The following is a 15,574-nucleotide window of genomic DNA, read 5'->3' as shown; positions in this document are numbered from 1 at the left end:
TTCCTAAACGTGAGGGGCTTATGAAAAAAACGTATTAGAGAAGTATCGGACATTAGCCCGCTAGCTTTAGCCAAGGCGAAGTAATTTTAGCAGCCAGCGATGATAAGGCGGTCGTAGCCAGCGGCTGCTAGGGCGCTTGGACTGGTAAAACATGCTGCGAAGATGGCTAAACCGTTCGAAGCCGTGTCGACCGTGATACGCGCCGCTGCCGCTCTCGCCCACGCCGCCAAAGGGGAGCGAAGGGACGGCGTGGTGGATCAGGGTGTCGTTGAATACCAGCGCGCCGGAGCGGGTGCCGCGGCGCAGGGTTTCCTGCAGCGTCGTCTGGTGTGTAAAGGCATACAGCACCAAAGGGTGGGGACGTTGATTGATCAGCCGCACGGCGTCGTCAATTCGCTTGACGCTGATGACAGGCAGCGCACGTCCAAAAATCTCTTCTTGCATCAATGGCAGGCGCTGGTGCGGATCGATCACGAGGGCCGGTGCATGGTCGCCGTGCTCGATCACGCGGCAGCCGTGGTCACGGGCGTCGTTCAGTAATGCGTCGATCCGCACCCGGTGGGCCTCACTGACGTAGCCGGTCGCCTCGATGTCTGTGGGTCGCTGACGGCGAATGGCATGCTCCAGGGCATGGGTCAGCGCATCCAAGCGGCGGCTCTCCACGATCACGTAATCCGGCGCGATACAGGTTTGTCCGCCGTTGAAACCTTTACCGAAGATAATCGCGTCGGCGGCGCTGTCGAGATCCGCATCGCTGGCCACCAGGGCCGGTGACTTACCGCCCAGCTCCAAGGTGACGGGGGTAAGGTTCGCGGCGGCGGCCATCGCCACCTGACGGCCCACGTGGGTCGAACCCGTAAACACCAAATGATCAAACGGTAACGCGCTGAACGCTCTGGCCACCTCGATTCCGCCCTGAATCACGCAGAACTCCTCTGGCGTGAAGTATTGAGGCGCCAGCTTGGCGAGCAGCGCGCTGGTGTGGGGCGTCAACTCGCTGGGTTTGAGCATGACCGTGTTGCCCGCTGCCAACGCATCGATGACCGGCATCAAGCTGAGGCTCCATGGGTAGTTCCAGGGAGACATCACGCCCACGACGCCTAGAGGCTGCGGGGCAATGCGGGCGCGAGCGGGCCAGAGCCGCAGAGGAACGCCCGCGCGGCGAGGTCGCATCCAGTGCCAAAGGTGTCGGCGGGCGTGGCGCGCTGCGTGGAGTACCGGAATGATCTCGGCCAGGTGGATCTCGGTCTCGCTGCGTTGACCAAAATCGCGCTGGATGGCCCGTACGATCGCCTGCTGGTGGCGTTTCGTCATACTGGCGAGGCGTGCCAAGCGTTCACGACGAACGGCCAGCGTTGGAAAAGGCGCGGGGCCGGCTGCTTGGCGCTGCGCCTGTAAACTATCCGTCAAGTCGCGAGTCATGGCCTCTCCTTGGAGTCACGGGTGTCGGTACAGCGTGCTTGTGAGCGGCGTTGGCGCACTTCTGCCCAGCATCCCCGCTGGTTGATAAATGAAGGCGGTTCATACGCATAGGCGGCCGGAGTGGTACAGTAAGCCATCCGCCATTTGTGCCAGTGTGCCCGGGAGATGTTATGCCTCTACGTCCGCTCTCCTTCTCCATTCTACCTGCCATTGAGGCCGTTGCGGCAAGTCAGTGGGATACGCTCGTGCGTGACGATCAGCCTTTCCTGCGTCACGACTTTTTGCATGCGCTGGAGGTTAGCGGCTCTGTCAGCGCGGCGACCGGCTGGGAGCCTTGTCATCTATGTGTTTGGCAGGGCGAGACGCTGGTCGGTGCGCTGCCAATGTATCGTAAGCATCACTCCTACGGAGAGTACGTGTTCGACTGGGGGTGGGCCGAGGCGCTGGAGCGTGCGGGTGGGAAGTATTATCCGAAAGCACTGAGCGCCATTCCCTTCACGCCAGTGCCAGGTCCGCGAACCTTGATCGCTCCCGACGCCGATGCCGACGCTGTTCGAGCGCAGTTGGCGATGGGCTGGCGGGAGCAGTGTGACGCCATGGCGCTGTCGAGTTGGCATCTGCTGTTTGCCGACGAGCCGGAGGTCGAGGCGTGGCAGCGCCACTGTCCGGACTTGATCGCTCGGGAAGGCGTACAGTTTCAGTGGCGGGATCGCGGTTTCGGTGATTTCGACGGTTTTCTTGCCAGCCTCACCGCCAAACGGCGGAAAATGATCAAGCGCGAGCGGCGTTTAGTGGCCGACCAGGGGATTACCCTGCACCGCTTGGAAGGCGCGGAGATCAGCGAAGTGGACATGGCGCATTTTTACCGCTGCTACACCATCACTTACCACGAACGCGGACGTCCGCCCTATCTCAATCACGCCTTCTTCGAACGGTTGCGCCAAGTGATGCCCGAGGCGCTGATGCTGGTGCAGGCGCGGCTGGAGGGGCGCCCCGTCGCTGCAGCGCTCTATTTTCAGGGAGGGAGCACGCTCTATGGCCGTTATTGGGGAAGCGAAGTCGTGGCCGATTGCCTGCACTTCGAAGCCTGTTACTACCAGGGCATCGACGCCTGCTTGGCTAAAGGATTGACGCTGTTCGACCCTGGCACCCAGGGCGAACATAAGCTCGTGCGGGGCTTTGCCCCCCAACGGGTGCGTTCGCTGCACTATGTGGCACACCCGGGGCTGGCCGCTGGCGTGGCGCAGTTTTGTCAGCAAGAGGGTGTCCATATCATGGCCTATCGCCACGCCGCCGAAGAGGCGTTACCGTTTAAGTAACTCCCACCGCGTCGCGGCTCGCTGGACTCAGCCCTTAATGGCATAATGCGCGCCGTTTCCGCTTTCACAAAGGATGTCCGTGATGCACAAATGGCTCGTAGGCCTGCTGCTGGCCGTGCTGGGGTTGCTGCAGTACCAGCTTTGGCTGGGAAACGGCGGCTGGCAGGACCTGCAGCAGGTAGAGCAGCGGGTCGCCATTCAGGAAGCTGCCAACGACCCGCTGCGTGAGCGCAATGCGCGGCTGGCGGCGGAGGTCACCGACTTGAAAACCGGGCTGGATGCCATCGAAGAGCGGGCCCGCAGCGATATGGGCATGGTGCGTACCGACGAGCAGTTTTTCTGGGTGCCGGGCGTGGCCATCGAAAATGAGCTGGTCGGCATCCATGCCGGGCTCGTGGCCCAGCCTGGGGTCATCCCGCCAGACGAAGGTGAGGACGTGCACCCATGACGTCGCGACTCTGGCTCGTCGTGCCCGCTGCCGGGCAGGGTAAGCGCATGGGGGCCGACAAGCCCAAGCAGTACCTCCATCTGGAGGGCCAACCGATCTTGGCGCATACCTTGGCGCGTTTGCATGAAGCCTTCCCGCAGGCGCGTTTAGTGCTCTGTTTGGATCCCGAGGACCGCTGGTTTCAGCCAGACTGGGTGCCGTTTGCCCAGTGGCAGCGGGTGCCTGGGGGCGAAGAGCGCATGCACAGCGTCGTGAACGCCCTGCAGGCCATGGCCGCCGATGACGACGATCTGGTCATGGTCCATGACGTCGCACGGCCCTGCATCACCCGCGACGATCTTCGCGCTCTGTATCATGCGGCCCAGGCCCACCGGGGTGGGGCTTTGTTGGCCATGCCGGTCGCTGACACCATGAAGCGCGACCGGGGCGATCATTTGAGCCACGCTACCGAGCCGCGCGATGGCCTGTGGCACGCGCTGACGCCACAGGGGTTTCGCTATGCGCTGCTGCATCACGCGCTGACCCAGGCCCAGCAGCAGGGCACCGTGGTCACGGACGAAGCCTCCGCCGTCGAGGCGCTGGGGGAGGCCCCTAAGCTCGTCAGTGGGCGGCGCGACAACATGAAGGTCACCCACCCTGACGATTTAGCGCTGGCCGCTGCCATCATGGCTGCCCAGCGCAGCACGAGTAACAGGAGTTTCTAATGCGAATTGGCCACGGCTTCGATGTACACCGCTTTGGGCCGGGTGATCATTTGATGATCGGCGGCGTCAAGCTGCCGTTCGACCATGGGTTCGTTGCCCACTCCGATGGCGATGTCCTGCTTCACGCCATTAGCGACGCGCTGCTCGGTGCCTGCGCGCTAGGCGATATTGGCCGCCACTTTCCCGATACCGACCCGGCATGGAAGGGCGCGGACAGTCGCGGCCTGCTTCGTCATGTGGTCGCGCTGGTGCGGGGCGAAGGGTTCGAGGTCGTGAATCTAGACGCCACGATCATGGCACAAGCCCCCAAAATGGCGCCGCATATCGAGGCCATGCGCACCGCGATTGCCGAGACACTGGGCGTGACGCTGGGGCAGGTCAACGTCAAAGCCACCACGACCGAGCGTCTTGGTTTTACCGGGCGAGGGGAAGGAATCGCCGCCGAAGCGGTGGTGCTGCTGGCCGCGCAAGAGGCGTCGAATGCTTAACCTCCCCGCGTGGCAGCGCAGCTTGACGCCCACGTTGGGCGCGCCCGCCCCCGGCCAGTATCGCGTGCAGCCGGAAGACTTCATCGTCGATGAGCAGCTCGATTTCACCCCGGAAGCCCACGGTGAGCACCTGTGGCTACGTCTTGAAAAGCGCAATCAAACCACGTTAGATGTGGTGAAACTGCTCAGCCGTTTGTGCGGTGTCACCCCGCGCGATATCGGCTACTCCGGCATGAAAGATCGCGTGGCGGTGGCGCGCCAGTGGCTGAGCGTTCACTTGCCTGGTCGCGAAGCGCCTGAGAACTTATCCGCCGCCCTCGGCGCGGCGGGCATCACGGTGCTGGCCAAGGCGCGCCATCCGCGTAAATTGAAGCGGGGCGTGCACCGTACGAACCATTTCACGCTGCGCCTGAGCGGTGAAGCGGTTCGGCTAGACGCCTTACTCCCGCGCTGGGAAGCACTCTGTGCCCAGGGAGTGCCCAACTATTTTGGCCACCAGCGTTTCGGCGCCGGGGCGCGCAACTTGCAGCGCGCCGCTGCCGTGCTGGCCAAAGGTTGGCGTAAACGAGACGACCGCCAGGGGATGATGCTTTCCACGGCACGCAGCTTTCTATTCAACGAACTGCTGAGCGCTCGGCTGGCGGATGACAATTGGTGCCAGCCCATTGCAGGCGATACGCTCATGCTCGACGGCACCCAAAGCGTCTTTACCATCGATGACGTCGAGGAGAGCCTAGTGGCGCGTGCCGCCGCGCTGGATGTTCACCCCACGGGCGTCTTATGGGGCGTGGGGGAGGCGGCCGGCGGTGACGCTGGCCGCTACGAAGCGCAACTGGCGGCCCAGCACCCTGCGCTGTGCGCTGGGCTCGAACAGAGTGGCGTCAAACGCGGCCAACGTGCGCTGCGTGCCCGGCTGATCGCGCCCCAGGCCACGTTCGAGCAAGAGGCCGTGCTACTCTCATTCGCGCTGCCCCGTGGTAGCTTTGCCACGGCGGTGATTGGCGAACTAATTCATCATCCCGATACGGCATGATGCTGAGGTAAGGAGATTCTGATGCGGCGACTGCTGCTTTCCAACGATGACGGTGTTCACGCTCCCGGCCTGCGCGCGCTGTATGATGCGCTCTTGCCCCACGCCCATCTTCGCGTGGTCGCCCCGGATCGAGACCGCAGCGGCGCGAGCAATTCGCTCACGCTGTCGCGTCCGCTGTCGCTGAGCGCCTTAGAAAACGGCTTTTACAGTGTCGATGGCACGCCTGCGGACTGTGTCTACCTGGGTGTCAACGGCGTGTGGGACGAGCGGCCGGATCTGGTCATGTCGGGTATTAATCACGGCAGCAATCTGGGTGATGACGTACTCTACTCGGGCACGGTAGCCGCCGCAATGGAAGGGCGTAACCTCGGCATGACGGCCATTGCCATGTCGCTATGCGGCACCCAGCACTTTGCCACGGCGGCCAAATTCGCCGCGAGCTTGATCGGCGCTGCCGACCAGCTCTCGCTGCCGCCGCGCACGCTCCTGAACGTGAACGTGCCGGACGTGCCGTGGGAAGCGATCAAAGGTGTGAAGGTCACTCGCCTGGGCTACCGCGGGCCAGCAGAAAAGCCGGTACCCGTACAGGATCCCCGGGGGCGGACGCGCTACTGGATTGCGCCGGTCGCCGCCAATGCGGATGACGGCGAGGATACCGATTTTGCCGCCATCGAAGCAGGCTATGTATCGATCACGCCGCTGCAAACCGATTTAACGCGCCACCCGGCTCGTCGCGATGTGCAGGATTGGTTGGATGCCTTTGCCTGATCTGTCCCCTGGGGAGCTGCGCGGTAGTGGTATGACGTCTCAGCGCACCCGAGATCGTATGATCGAGCGCCTTGTGCAGCAGGGCGTGAGCGACCCGCGTGTGCTGGACGTCATGGCCAGCGAGCCGCGTCATCTGTTCGTCGATGAAGCGCTTGCCCACCGCGCCTATGAAGACACCGCGCTGCCCATCGGCTTCGGTCAAACGCTTTCGCAGCCCCTGACGGTGGCGCGAATGACGGAATTGGTGCTGCGCGCCTCGCCACGTCGCGTGCTGGAGGTGGGAACCGGCTCAGGTTATCAAACCCTGATCCTATCGCGTTTGGTAGAAACGCTTTACTCCCTGGAGCGAATCTATACCCTGCACGAGCGCGCGGCCGAACGGTTGTGGCGACTGCAGGCACCGGCCACCCTGGCCGTGGCGGATGGCGGTGAGGGGTGGCCGGAGGCGGCGCCTTTCGATGTCATTCTGCTCACCGCCTGTGCGCAAACGCTGCCGGAAGCGCTGCTCGAGCAGTTACGACCCGATGGTGTGATGATCGCACCGTTAGAAGCGTCAGACGGTAGCCAGTGGCTGACGCAAATCAAGCGGATTGGCTCCGCCTTTGAAAAGCGCCGACTAGAACCCGTGCGCTTCGTACCTTTATTGCAAGGAGTGGTGGATTGAAGCGTCGACCCCTAGGACTGTTTTTAAGAGGCGCCGGGATGGGCGCTGCCGATGCAGTTCCCGGCGTATCGGGAGGCACGATTGCCTTTATCACCGGTATTTATGAAGAACTCATCAATACCATCAAGCAGTTTGGTCCCAGCGCTCTCGGTGCCTGGCGCAGCGGCGGCTGGACAGGGCTGGCGCGGCATCTGAACGTAGCGTTCTTGATCCCCCTGCTGTCGGGCGTGGCGGTGAGCTTGGTCAGCGTAGCCCATCTCGCGCTGTGGCTGATGGAGGCCTATCCGCTGCTGCTGGAGGGCTTCTTTTTTGGGCTGGTTGCCGCGTCGGCACTGGTCGTCGGTCAAGCCGGTGAGCGGTGGAAAATGTGGTACTTGCTGCCGCTGCTCATTGGTTTGATGCTGGCCAAGCTGCTGCCGGGAATGATGCCGCTAGTGCTGATGGTGGGGAACGAGTCGCTGGTCGTCATCGTGGCGGGGGCCATAGCGATCAGCGCCATGCTGCTGCCTGGGGTGTCGGGCAGCTTCTTACTGCTGACCATGGGGCTCTACGGCACCATCATGGGGGCTATTCGCAGCTTCGATATCGGTATTATCATGCTGTTTGGAATGGGCTGTGTGGTGGGGTTGGCGCTCTCGTCGCGTCTGCTGTCATGGCTGCTACGGCGGTATCATGGCGCAACGCTGCAGCTACTGCTGGGCTTCATTATCGGCTCGCTGCCGGTTCTCTGGCCCTGGCGGGAGCTGTTACGCTACCAGTTAGGTCCTGATGGGCAGATGATTCCGCTGGCTTACCGCTATTTGTTACCCAGCGATTACGCCGTGCTGACAGGGGCGTCGGCGCAGGTAACTGGCGTGATAACGTTGATGGTCGTCGGCGCGCTACTCGTCGTAGCACTCAACCGTCGCGCGACTACTCATGCCCAGCATCACTCAACAGACAGTCATTCCATTGATCGCTAGCACGGCGTTGAACAGGAGTAGGGTTTGCATGCGTAAGGTTTTCATGATGACGGTACTCGCACTGGCGGTGAGTGGCTGTGCCAGTCAGCAGTCCAACACCCCCCAGGTGCGCGACTTGAGCGACGCCCGGCGCGCGGTGGAGAACGCGCCGCAGTACACGGTGAAAGCGGGCGATACGCTCTACGGCATCGCATGGCAGCACAATCTGGACTATCGCCAGCTCGCCGCCATCAACAATATCGATGCGCCCTACCAAATTTACCCCGGCCAAACCATCGCGCTGCGGGAAGGTGCGGGAGGCATGGCGGCGTCGTCTGGCGGCAACGGGTCCCCCGCTGCCACCAGCGGTGCCGTAGCCACGGGGCTACAGCCCCAAGCCACCGCCGTGGCGAGCAATGACCAAGAGCTCGACTGGCTGCTGCCGGACGAGAGCGCCATCGAGCGCAACCAGCGGTTGACGGCAGAGCGTGCCGAGCGCACGGCGGTCGAGGCGTCTCAACAAGTCGCTGCCGCTGCCGAGCCGTCTGAGGAGGCAGCTCCTCAAACGCCAAGCGTTCAGCCTGAACAAGAACCCGCGCCCGAGCCTACCCCAGAGCCGGAACCTGAGCCGACCCCGGCCGCCGCACCAGCGCCTGCCGCTGAGCCTACGCAGACGGCCCGCACCGATCGTTCGACACGGACCTTCACGCCGGCCGAAAACATCGACTGGCGTTGGCCCACCGATGGCCAAGTGACCGGTGAATTCGGGCAAGGAGGCAGCATCACCGCCGGGATTGATATCGCCGGGCAAAAGGGGCAACCTGTTCGTGCTGCAGGCCCGGGGATCGTGGTCTACGCCGGTAGCGGTGTGCGCGGCTACGGTAACCTAATACTACTGAAACATAACGATCAGTTTCTCAGTGCTTATGCACATAATGATAGCTTGAACGTCAAAGAGAATGATGTCGTCGAGGCAGGAGAAGTCATTGCCACGATGGGCGATAGCGATGCAGATGCCGTCAAACTGCATTTTGAGGTGCGCCGCGATGGCCAGCCGCAAGATCCGTTGGACTATCTGCCATCTCGCTAGCCATCCCTTGGCAGGTGTAGAGTGATGCCTGCTAGGAGTACCCGAATAGCTGAACCAGGGCGTCATATAACAATAAGGTGCACGCGCACAGGGAGTGCGACCACCCTTACTTTTTTACATGGCGGATAGGCGAGACCACGGGGGTATGACCATGAGTATGCTGGAGAAGGACCTACAGGAGATTGACCTGGATGAAGTTGAGGAGGCGTTGGACGACGCCGACGACGACGTTACGGCCGAGGAGGATGCGTTTGAAAAAGCGCTGGGCCGTGAAGACCGTCAATCGACTCAAAGCTTGGATGCGACACAGATCTACCTTAACGAGATCGGCTTTTCTCCGCTGCTGACGCCGGAAGAAGAAGTGTATTACGGCCGCCTGGCACGCAAGGGCGATGCGCTTGGTCGCTCCAGGATGATTGAATCTAACCTGCGCCTGGTGGTCAAGATTGCCAGACGCTACCTGAACCGAGGCTTAACGCTGCTCGATTTGATCGAGGAGGGGAATCTTGGTTTGATCCGTGCCGTCGAGAAGTTCGACCCCGAGCGGGGGTTTCGCTTCTCTACGTATGCCACCTGGTGGATTCGTCAGACCATTGAGCGTGCGCTAATGAATCAGACGCGCACCATTCGCCTGCCCATTCACGTGGTAAAAGAGCTCAATATCTATCTGCGCGCTGCTCGTGAGCTGACGCAAAAATTGGATCACGAAGCGACCGCCGAGGAGATCGCCGAGCATCTCGACAAGCCGGTCGAGACGGTCAAGAAGATGCTGGGGCTCAACGAACGAGTGTCGTCGGTGGATTACCCCATGGGCGGTGACAGCGACAAGCCGTTGATCGATACGCTCACTGACGACGAAGTCCTCGGTCCGGAAGCGTGTTTGGTGGATGGCGACGTGCGTGAGCACGTGGACCATTGGCTGGATGAGCTGAGCGAAAAGCAGCGCGAGGTCGTGGTACGCCGCTTTGGTCTACGCGGCCACGAAGCCGCGACGCTGGAAGAGGTTGGCGCGGAGATTGGTCTCACCCGTGAGCGGGTGCGCCAAATTCAGGTAGAAGCGTTAAAGAAGCTGCGCCGCTCGCTGGAAAAACAGGGACTCTCCCTCGACGCGATTTTCGAGAGTTAATCCAGGGTCGTGCGGTACGTCAGCCATTCTGGCCGAGCTTAGCGACGTTAACAAAGGCAACACCCATAGCGCACCGAGTTATCCACTCGGTGCGCTGTTTTTGGGCAGACGGTTTTTCACTCCCCGCTGTTGGGCCGCTGACTGTCCCAATGTGGCGAGCCTGCTGAGCCACTGCCCATCGGAGCCTGAGTGAATGAACGCGTGACGGACAGAGCGACGAAAAGAGTCAAGGAAACAGTCAATTGGAGAGTGAGAACGCTATGCGCCCGCTAGTGGCCCATATTGATTTGGACGCGCTGCGTCACAACTATCAGCTGGCGTGCCGCTGCGCCCCGCAAAGCCGCTCAGTGGCCGTGATCAAAGCCGATGCTTACGGTCACGGTGCGCTGGCCTGCGCTCGCGCGCTGGAAGCCGACGTGCCGGCCTTTGCCGTGGCTTGCATCGAAGAGGCGCTGAGCCTGCGAGAAGGCGGTATCCAAGCGCCCATCGTACTGCTCGAGGGTATCTTCAGCGCTGAAGAGCTGGCGCTGGTCGACCAGCACCGCCTCTGGATCAGCGTCCATAGCGCCTGGCAGGTGGAGGCGCTGCTGGCCTATTCGCCTCGGCAGCCAATTCCCGTGTGGCTGAAAGTGGATTCCGGCATGCACCGGCTGGGGTTCTCGCCGGAGCAAGCGCCCAGCGTGTGGCAGCGGCTGGTCGATGCGCCTCAAGTGACGGCGCTGCATCTGATGAGTCACTTTGCCAATGCCGATGCGCAAGATCCCAGCTACTTCAACCGCCAGATGCGCCTGCTGCAAGGACTGGCGGCCGAGCTGAAAGCGCCGCTCTGTTTGGCCAACTCCCCGGCGACGCTGGCGTGGCCAGCCGCTCATGGGGATTGGAACCGTCCCGGCGTGATGCTCTATGGCAGCGACCCGTTGGAAGTGGCCAACGACATCACCCGCCAGCTACGTCCGGTCATGTCGCTACGCTCAGAGATCATCGCGCTGCGCGAACTCGATACCGGCGAACAGGTGGGGTACGGCGGGCGCTGGAAAGCAGCACGCCCATCGCGCATTGCAGTGGTTGCCGCAGGCTATGGCGATGGCTATGACCGTCATGCCGTCGATGGCACGCCGGTACTGGTCAACGGCCAGCGCTGCCCGATTGCCGGTAAGGTCTCCATGGACATGCTGACGGTGGACGTGACCGACGTCCCTGACGCGGCCATTGGCAGTGACGTGGTGCTATGGGGAGCGGCCAGCAACGGTGCCGTCTTGCCCGTGGATGAAGTGGCTCGCTACTGCGATACCATCAGCTATACGCTGCTGACGGGGGTACTGCCTAGAGCCCCACGGCGTTATCATGGGGCTCACGTTTAAACGGTTATCGGTATGTCTAAAGCGTCTTATCCGCGCTCCTTTGCGCACCCTCGTTACTGGCCGACATGGCTGGCGATTGGCCTGATGTACGTGGCCGCATGGCTCCCCTGGCGCGTGAAGCTCTGGGTGGGGAAAGCGATTGGCCTGCTGGCGTGGCGCTTCGTAAAGCGTCGTCGGCACATCACCGCCACGAACATCGCGCTCTGCTTTCCAGAAAAAAGTGCCGATGAGCAGCGCCAACTGGTCAAAGAGACCTTCATTGCCAACGGGATTGGTTTGGTCGAAACCGCAACCGGCTGGTGTCGGGATGCCGAAGGGCTGCGTCATCGAGTGGCCTATCACGGCCAAGAGCACCTTGCACGCGCCAAAGCCCAGGGCAAAGGCGTGCTGGTGGTGGGTATCCACTTCTCGACGCTGGACCTAGGCGGGGCGTTACACTCGCTGTTTTTCCCGGCGGATGTGGTTTACCGCCCCCATAACAACCCGCTGTTCGAGCGCTTCATGACCCGTGCGCGTTCACGCATCTTTGGCCAAGCCATCGATCGCCATGACTTGCGCGGCGTGGTACGCCGCATCAAAGCGGGTCATATCGTGTGGTACTCACCGGATCAGGATTTTGGTCGCGATGTCAGCGTCTTTGCGCCGCTGTTTGGTCAGCAGGCGGCGACGATTCGTCTCACCTCGAAAATCGCCCGCATGACGGGCGCTCCTGTGGTGCCGCTGATGTTCCACCGCAACCCGGATAATCACACCTACACCATCGAGTGTTTGCCTGCCTTCGAAGATTTCCCCAGTGGTGATGAAATGGCCGATGCCACGCGGGTGAATGCCTTTATCGAGCGGGCGATTCGTAAGCACCCAGAGCAGTATCTGTGGCTGCATCGACGGTTCAAGACCCGCCCGGCGGGTGAAGAGGGCGTTTACTAGCGTTAGCCCGTATAGGTAAGAAAAAAGCTGCCCGTGGGCAGCTTTTCATTGGCATCGACGCGGCTGCAGGCCGTGCCTCAGTCGAAGTTGCGGGAGTAGAAAATCTCCAGCATCTCTTTGCGCAGACGACTTTCGATGTCGCGCGCTTCTTCGAAGGTGATGTCGCGGCGCGAGGTGCCGAACAGGTAGTTATCCAGTTCGAAGTCCTTGAGCAGCATCTTGGTGTGGAACATGTTCTCTTGATACACGTTCACGTCGATCATCTGGTAGGCCTGCTTGGTGTCTTCTGCCAAGTAGTCCTGAATCGAGGTGATGTCGTGGTCGATGAACAGTTTTTTGCCATCCACATCCCGCGTGAAGCCGCGCACGCGGTAATCCATGGTCACGATGTCGGAGTCGAAGCTATGGATCAGGTAGTTCAGCGCTTTCAGCGGGCTGATATGACCACAGGTCGACACGTCGATATCCAAACGGAAGGTGCTGATGCCGTTGTCCGGGTGGGATTCTGGATAGCTGTGCACCGTGACGTGGCTCTTGTCCAGGTGCGCCACGACGGTTTCAGGCAGCGGGCCCGGGCCTGGCTCGGTTTGACCCGGCGTGGGGTCATCCAGCTCGTGCTCGGCGATCAGGATGGTGACGCTCGCACCGTGCGGCTCGTAATCCTGGCGTGAAATATTCAGCACGTGGGCACCGATGATATTGGTCACGTCCTTGAGAATCTGCGTCAAACGTTCGGCGTTGTAGAGCTCATCGATATAGTCGATATAAGCCGCACGCTGCTCCTCGGTTTTGGCGTAACAGATGTCGTAAATATTGAAGCTCAACGAGCTTGTCAGGTTGTTGAACCCGTGGAGTCGGAGATTATCTGACACGTCCGAACCTCCCTATGGCAGATGAAGACACCCCGACGATCCAGCGCCGGAACCGATAAACACTTGTTACCGTGCTGACGCAGCCGCTGTGCATGGAGCGGCCCCGCACTACGCAGTAGGGGGAAAAACAAGCGGGCGTATTATGCCCGCCCGTGGCGCGGGTTGCATCCGGCCACACTACTTTTTTTGAACCTGAGCGAAAGTGTCGCAGCGTGGGGCTCAAGCGTCGACGATCTCGAAAGAGTGGGTAATCTCAACGCCACCGTTGACGAGCATGATCGAGGCGCTGCAGTACTTCTCTGCCGAGAGCTCCACGGCCCGCTGTACCTGCTTCTCTTTCAAGCCACGCCCCGTCACCACGAAGTGCACGTGGATCTTGGTGAACACGGACGGCACCTCATCGGCGCGCTCGGCGTCCAGCTCTGCCACGCAGTCAGTGACATCGGCGCGGGCTTTGTCGAGGATGTTTAAGATATCGAAGGCAGTGCAGCTACCCATGCCCATCAACAGCATTTCCATCGGCCGTGGGCCAGTGTTACGACCGCCGTGGTCGGGCGGGCCATCGATCACAACGCTGTGTCCGCTACCCGATTCTGCGACGAACTGACGACCATCGGTCCATTTTACCCGTGCTTTCACGTTGCTCTCCTCATCTTGGCGACGAAAGGTAAGTCGCGCAGCATAACATTTCTAGGCGACAGCGCACGGCTTCATCGTGCGCTGGTCATGGCGGTCAAGCCTGAGCCAAGTGCTGCTCCAGTTCGGTGAGCCGCTCTGGGGTGCCAACATCGACCCAGTGGCCGCAGTAATGTTCACCGCTGACGCGCTGTTCGGCCATGGCGCGCTTCAGTAGCGGAGCCAGTGCAAACGCTCTTGGTGGCTCTGTTGCGACGAGGTCAGGGTGCAGAACGCTAATGCCCGAGTAGGTCAGGCGTGACTCGCCCGTCTGCGTAACGCGGCCCCGGTCGAGCGCAAAATCGCCGCCAGGGTGGTGGTTAGGGTTATCCACGAGGATCAAGTGGGCGAGGTCGCCCTCTGCCAGCGTGGCAGCACTGGGTAGGTAGTCGCACCATACATCGCCATTGATCAGTAGAAACGGCGCTTCGCCCAGCAGAGGCAGCGCTTTCTGAATGCCGCCGCCGGTCTCGAGCGGGCTAGCCTCCTGGCTCCAGTGAATGCGCAGTTGGTGGGCAGAGCCGTCGCCTAGCGCGGCCATGATCTGCTCGGCGCGGTAGCTCACGTTGATCACCACCTCCTCGATACCCGCACGCTTCAAGCGCTCCAGATGATGGACGATCAGCGGCTTGTCTGCCACGGGCAGCAGCGGTTTCGGGCAGTGGTCGGTGAGTGGGCGCATCCGTTTGCCTAAGCCCGCCGCCAGAATCATCGCTTTCATGGCGCTGATGCCTCCAGTCGCTGGAGAATGGCCGGGCGCAGTACCCCGCGGACCCAGTCGGCAAAGTCACCGTGCTCGGGTAGGGCTGCCAAGCTATCATCCAAGTGGGTTAAAAAGTGTGGCAGGCGGGCCAGGTAGCCCTGTTTGCTGTCACGCAGGGTCAGCCGGCAAAAAATGCCCAGCACTTTCAGCGAGCGCTGAGCGGCCATAGTGTGGCACTGCGCTAAAAAAGTTTCCTCGCTGACCGAGCGGGTCAGGCGACCTTCCTGCCGCGCCTGCTGATAGAAGGTGCTCACAAACGTGGCAAACTGGTCAGGGCTGAAACGGCAGTAGCGGCCTCGCAGTAGCGAAATAACGTCGTAGCTGAGCGGACCTGCCACGGCGTCCTGAAAATCGATCATGTAAAGCGTTTGCTGGTGGAGCATCAGGTTCATCGCATCGAAATCACGATGAACGCTCACCACCGGTTGTTCCAGGGCGCGCTCGATCAATGTGCCGCGGAGCGCCTCCCAGCTATCCGGAACCGGCAGCGACAGCCAGCGACTCAGGCACCATTCGGGAAAAAGATCCAGCTCCCGGCCAAGTAGGGCGGCGTCGTAGGCGGGCAGGGCGGCTGGGTTGGCGCGGTTTTGCAATTCGGCAATCAGCGACAGCGCAGCGTGGTGGTGCTCCTCCGTGCGCGCCGGGTCAGTAAAGGTGGCTTGCAGGGGCGTATCGCCCAGATCATCCAGCAGCAAAAAGCCGGCGTCCAGATCACTGGCGTGAATGGCGGGCACCGGCAGTCCGGCGGCATGCCAGCGCTGGCCTATGGCCACAAACGGCGTGGAATCCTCCTGATCCGGCGGTGCATCCATGACGATTTGCGTGTTGCCATCCGGCAGCGTTAGTCGAAAATAGCGCCTAAAACTGGCGTCACCGCCCGCAGCAGAGAGGCGAAGAGTGGCGTGATCAAGGCCGTGTTGTTGCGCTGCCCACTGAGTGAGGGCGTCGATCCGAGAAGAGGACATGCAAGCTC

The 15,574-nt window shown here is 61.5% G+C and carries 17 protein-coding genes; 12 read left to right on the top strand and 5 right to left on the bottom strand.

From position 1 onward, the window contains the following. Window positions 1-66: 66 nt before the first annotated feature. On the bottom strand, window positions 67-1,422 hold the full coding sequence (locus AB6K10_RS18655; protein ID WP_339119555.1) for an aldehyde dehydrogenase family protein: 1,356 nt from the start codon (window positions 1,420-1,422) through the stop codon (window positions 67-69). Between the two features lie 170 nt (window positions 1,423-1,592). Between AB6K10_RS18655 and AB6K10_RS18650 the strand changes: the two genes are divergently transcribed. From AB6K10_RS18650 to lpxL, 12 genes are all read left to right on the top strand, one after another. Beyond that, window positions 1,593-2,741 (top strand): GNAT family N-acetyltransferase, encoded by a 1,149-nt coding sequence (locus tag AB6K10_RS18650; protein ID WP_339119554.1) that lies wholly within the window; start codon window positions 1,593-1,595, stop codon window positions 2,739-2,741. 82 nt (window positions 2,742-2,823) lie between these two features. Continuing rightward, a complete protein-coding gene (ftsB, locus tag AB6K10_RS18645) occupies window positions 2,824-3,189 on the top strand; it encodes a cell division protein FtsB (protein ID WP_159343015.1) in 366 nt (121 codons plus the stop codon). Next, window positions 3,186-3,893 (top strand): 2-C-methyl-D-erythritol 4-phosphate cytidylyltransferase, encoded by a 708-nt coding sequence (ispD, locus tag AB6K10_RS18640; protein WP_339119553.1) that lies wholly within the window; start codon window positions 3,186-3,188, stop codon window positions 3,891-3,893. Before ftsB ends, ispD begins: the two co-directional genes overlap by 4 nt. Beyond that, complete coding sequence (gene ispF / locus AB6K10_RS18635) at window positions 3,893-4,381, top strand: 2-C-methyl-D-erythritol 2,4-cyclodiphosphate synthase (RefSeq protein ID WP_339119552.1); 489 nt, start codon at window positions 3,893-3,895, stop codon at window positions 4,379-4,381. Before ispD ends, ispF begins: the two co-directional genes overlap by 1 nt. Beyond that, complete coding sequence (gene truD, locus AB6K10_RS18630) at window positions 4,374-5,414, top strand: tRNA pseudouridine(13) synthase TruD (protein ID WP_339119551.1); 1,041 nt, start codon at window positions 4,374-4,376, stop codon at window positions 5,412-5,414. The genes ispF and truD overlap by 8 nt, the downstream gene beginning before the upstream one ends. Window positions 5,415-5,435: 21 nt before the next feature. Then, a complete protein-coding gene (gene surE / locus AB6K10_RS18625) occupies window positions 5,436-6,182 on the top strand; it encodes a 5'/3'-nucleotidase SurE (protein WP_339119550.1) in 747 nt (248 codons plus the stop codon). Further along, entirely contained in the window at window positions 6,169-6,846 is a 678-nt protein-coding gene (locus AB6K10_RS18620) for a protein-L-isoaspartate(D-aspartate) O-methyltransferase (RefSeq protein ID WP_159343010.1), read from the top strand. The genes surE and AB6K10_RS18620 overlap by 14 nt, the downstream gene beginning before the upstream one ends. Next, a complete protein-coding gene (locus tag AB6K10_RS18615) occupies window positions 6,843-7,808 on the top strand; it encodes a DUF368 domain-containing protein (protein ID WP_159343009.1) in 966 nt (321 codons plus the stop codon). The genes AB6K10_RS18620 and AB6K10_RS18615 overlap by 4 nt, the downstream gene beginning before the upstream one ends. A 28-nt stretch (window positions 7,809-7,836) precedes the next feature. Beyond that, window positions 7,837-8,877, top strand: a complete 1,041-nt coding sequence (locus AB6K10_RS18610; protein WP_339119549.1) for a peptidoglycan DD-metalloendopeptidase family protein — start codon at window positions 7,837-7,839, stop codon at window positions 8,875-8,877. Window positions 8,878-9,028: 151 nt separating this feature from the next. Further along, window positions 9,029-10,003, top strand: coding sequence for an RNA polymerase sigma factor RpoS (gene rpoS / locus AB6K10_RS18605; protein WP_159343007.1), 975 nt, complete (start codon window positions 9,029-9,031; stop codon window positions 10,001-10,003). Between the two features lie 260 nt (window positions 10,004-10,263). Beyond that, window positions 10,264-11,364 carry an alanine racemase gene (gene alr / locus AB6K10_RS18600; protein ID WP_339119548.1) on the top strand — a complete coding sequence of 367 codons (1,101 nt, stop codon included), beginning with the start codon at window positions 10,264-10,266 and terminating at the stop codon, window positions 11,362-11,364. A gap of 12 nt (window positions 11,365-11,376) precedes the next feature. Further along, window positions 11,377-12,291, top strand: a complete 915-nt coding sequence (gene lpxL, locus AB6K10_RS18595; protein ID WP_339119547.1) for an LpxL/LpxP family Kdo(2)-lipid IV(A) lauroyl/palmitoleoyl acyltransferase — start codon at window positions 11,377-11,379, stop codon at window positions 12,289-12,291. 77 nt (window positions 12,292-12,368) lie between these two features. Here the strand turns inward: lpxL and speD are convergent, their stop codons facing one another. From speD to AB6K10_RS18575, 4 genes are all read right to left on the bottom strand, one after another. Beyond that, a complete protein-coding gene (speD, locus tag AB6K10_RS18590; protein ID WP_159343004.1) occupies window positions 12,369-13,163 on the bottom strand; it encodes an adenosylmethionine decarboxylase in 795 nt (264 codons plus the stop codon). Window positions 13,164-13,382: 219 nt separating this feature from the next. Next, on the bottom strand, window positions 13,383-13,802 hold the full coding sequence (locus AB6K10_RS18585) for an OsmC family protein (RefSeq protein WP_159343003.1): 420 nt from the start codon (window positions 13,800-13,802) through the stop codon (window positions 13,383-13,385). A gap of 94 nt (window positions 13,803-13,896) precedes the next feature. Beyond that, window positions 13,897-14,559 (bottom strand): N-acetylmuramate alpha-1-phosphate uridylyltransferase MurU, encoded by a 663-nt coding sequence (gene murU / locus AB6K10_RS18580; RefSeq protein ID WP_339119546.1) that lies wholly within the window; start codon window positions 14,557-14,559, stop codon window positions 13,897-13,899. Next, the gene (locus AB6K10_RS18575; RefSeq protein ID WP_339119545.1) at window positions 14,556-15,566 is read right to left on the bottom strand and encodes a phosphotransferase; all 1,011 of its coding nucleotides are present in this window, start codon (window positions 15,564-15,566) and stop codon (window positions 14,556-14,558) included. Before AB6K10_RS18575 ends, murU begins: the two co-directional genes overlap by 4 nt. Window positions 15,567-15,574: the final 8 nt, after the last annotated feature.

Origin of the sequence: Halomonas sp. BMC6, assembly GCF_964204995.1 — a bacterium.
In the GTDB taxonomy this organism is placed as follows: domain Bacteria; phylum Pseudomonadota; class Gammaproteobacteria; order Pseudomonadales; family Halomonadaceae; genus Vreelandella.
This window is presented reverse-complemented; position numbering and strand designations above follow the sequence as displayed.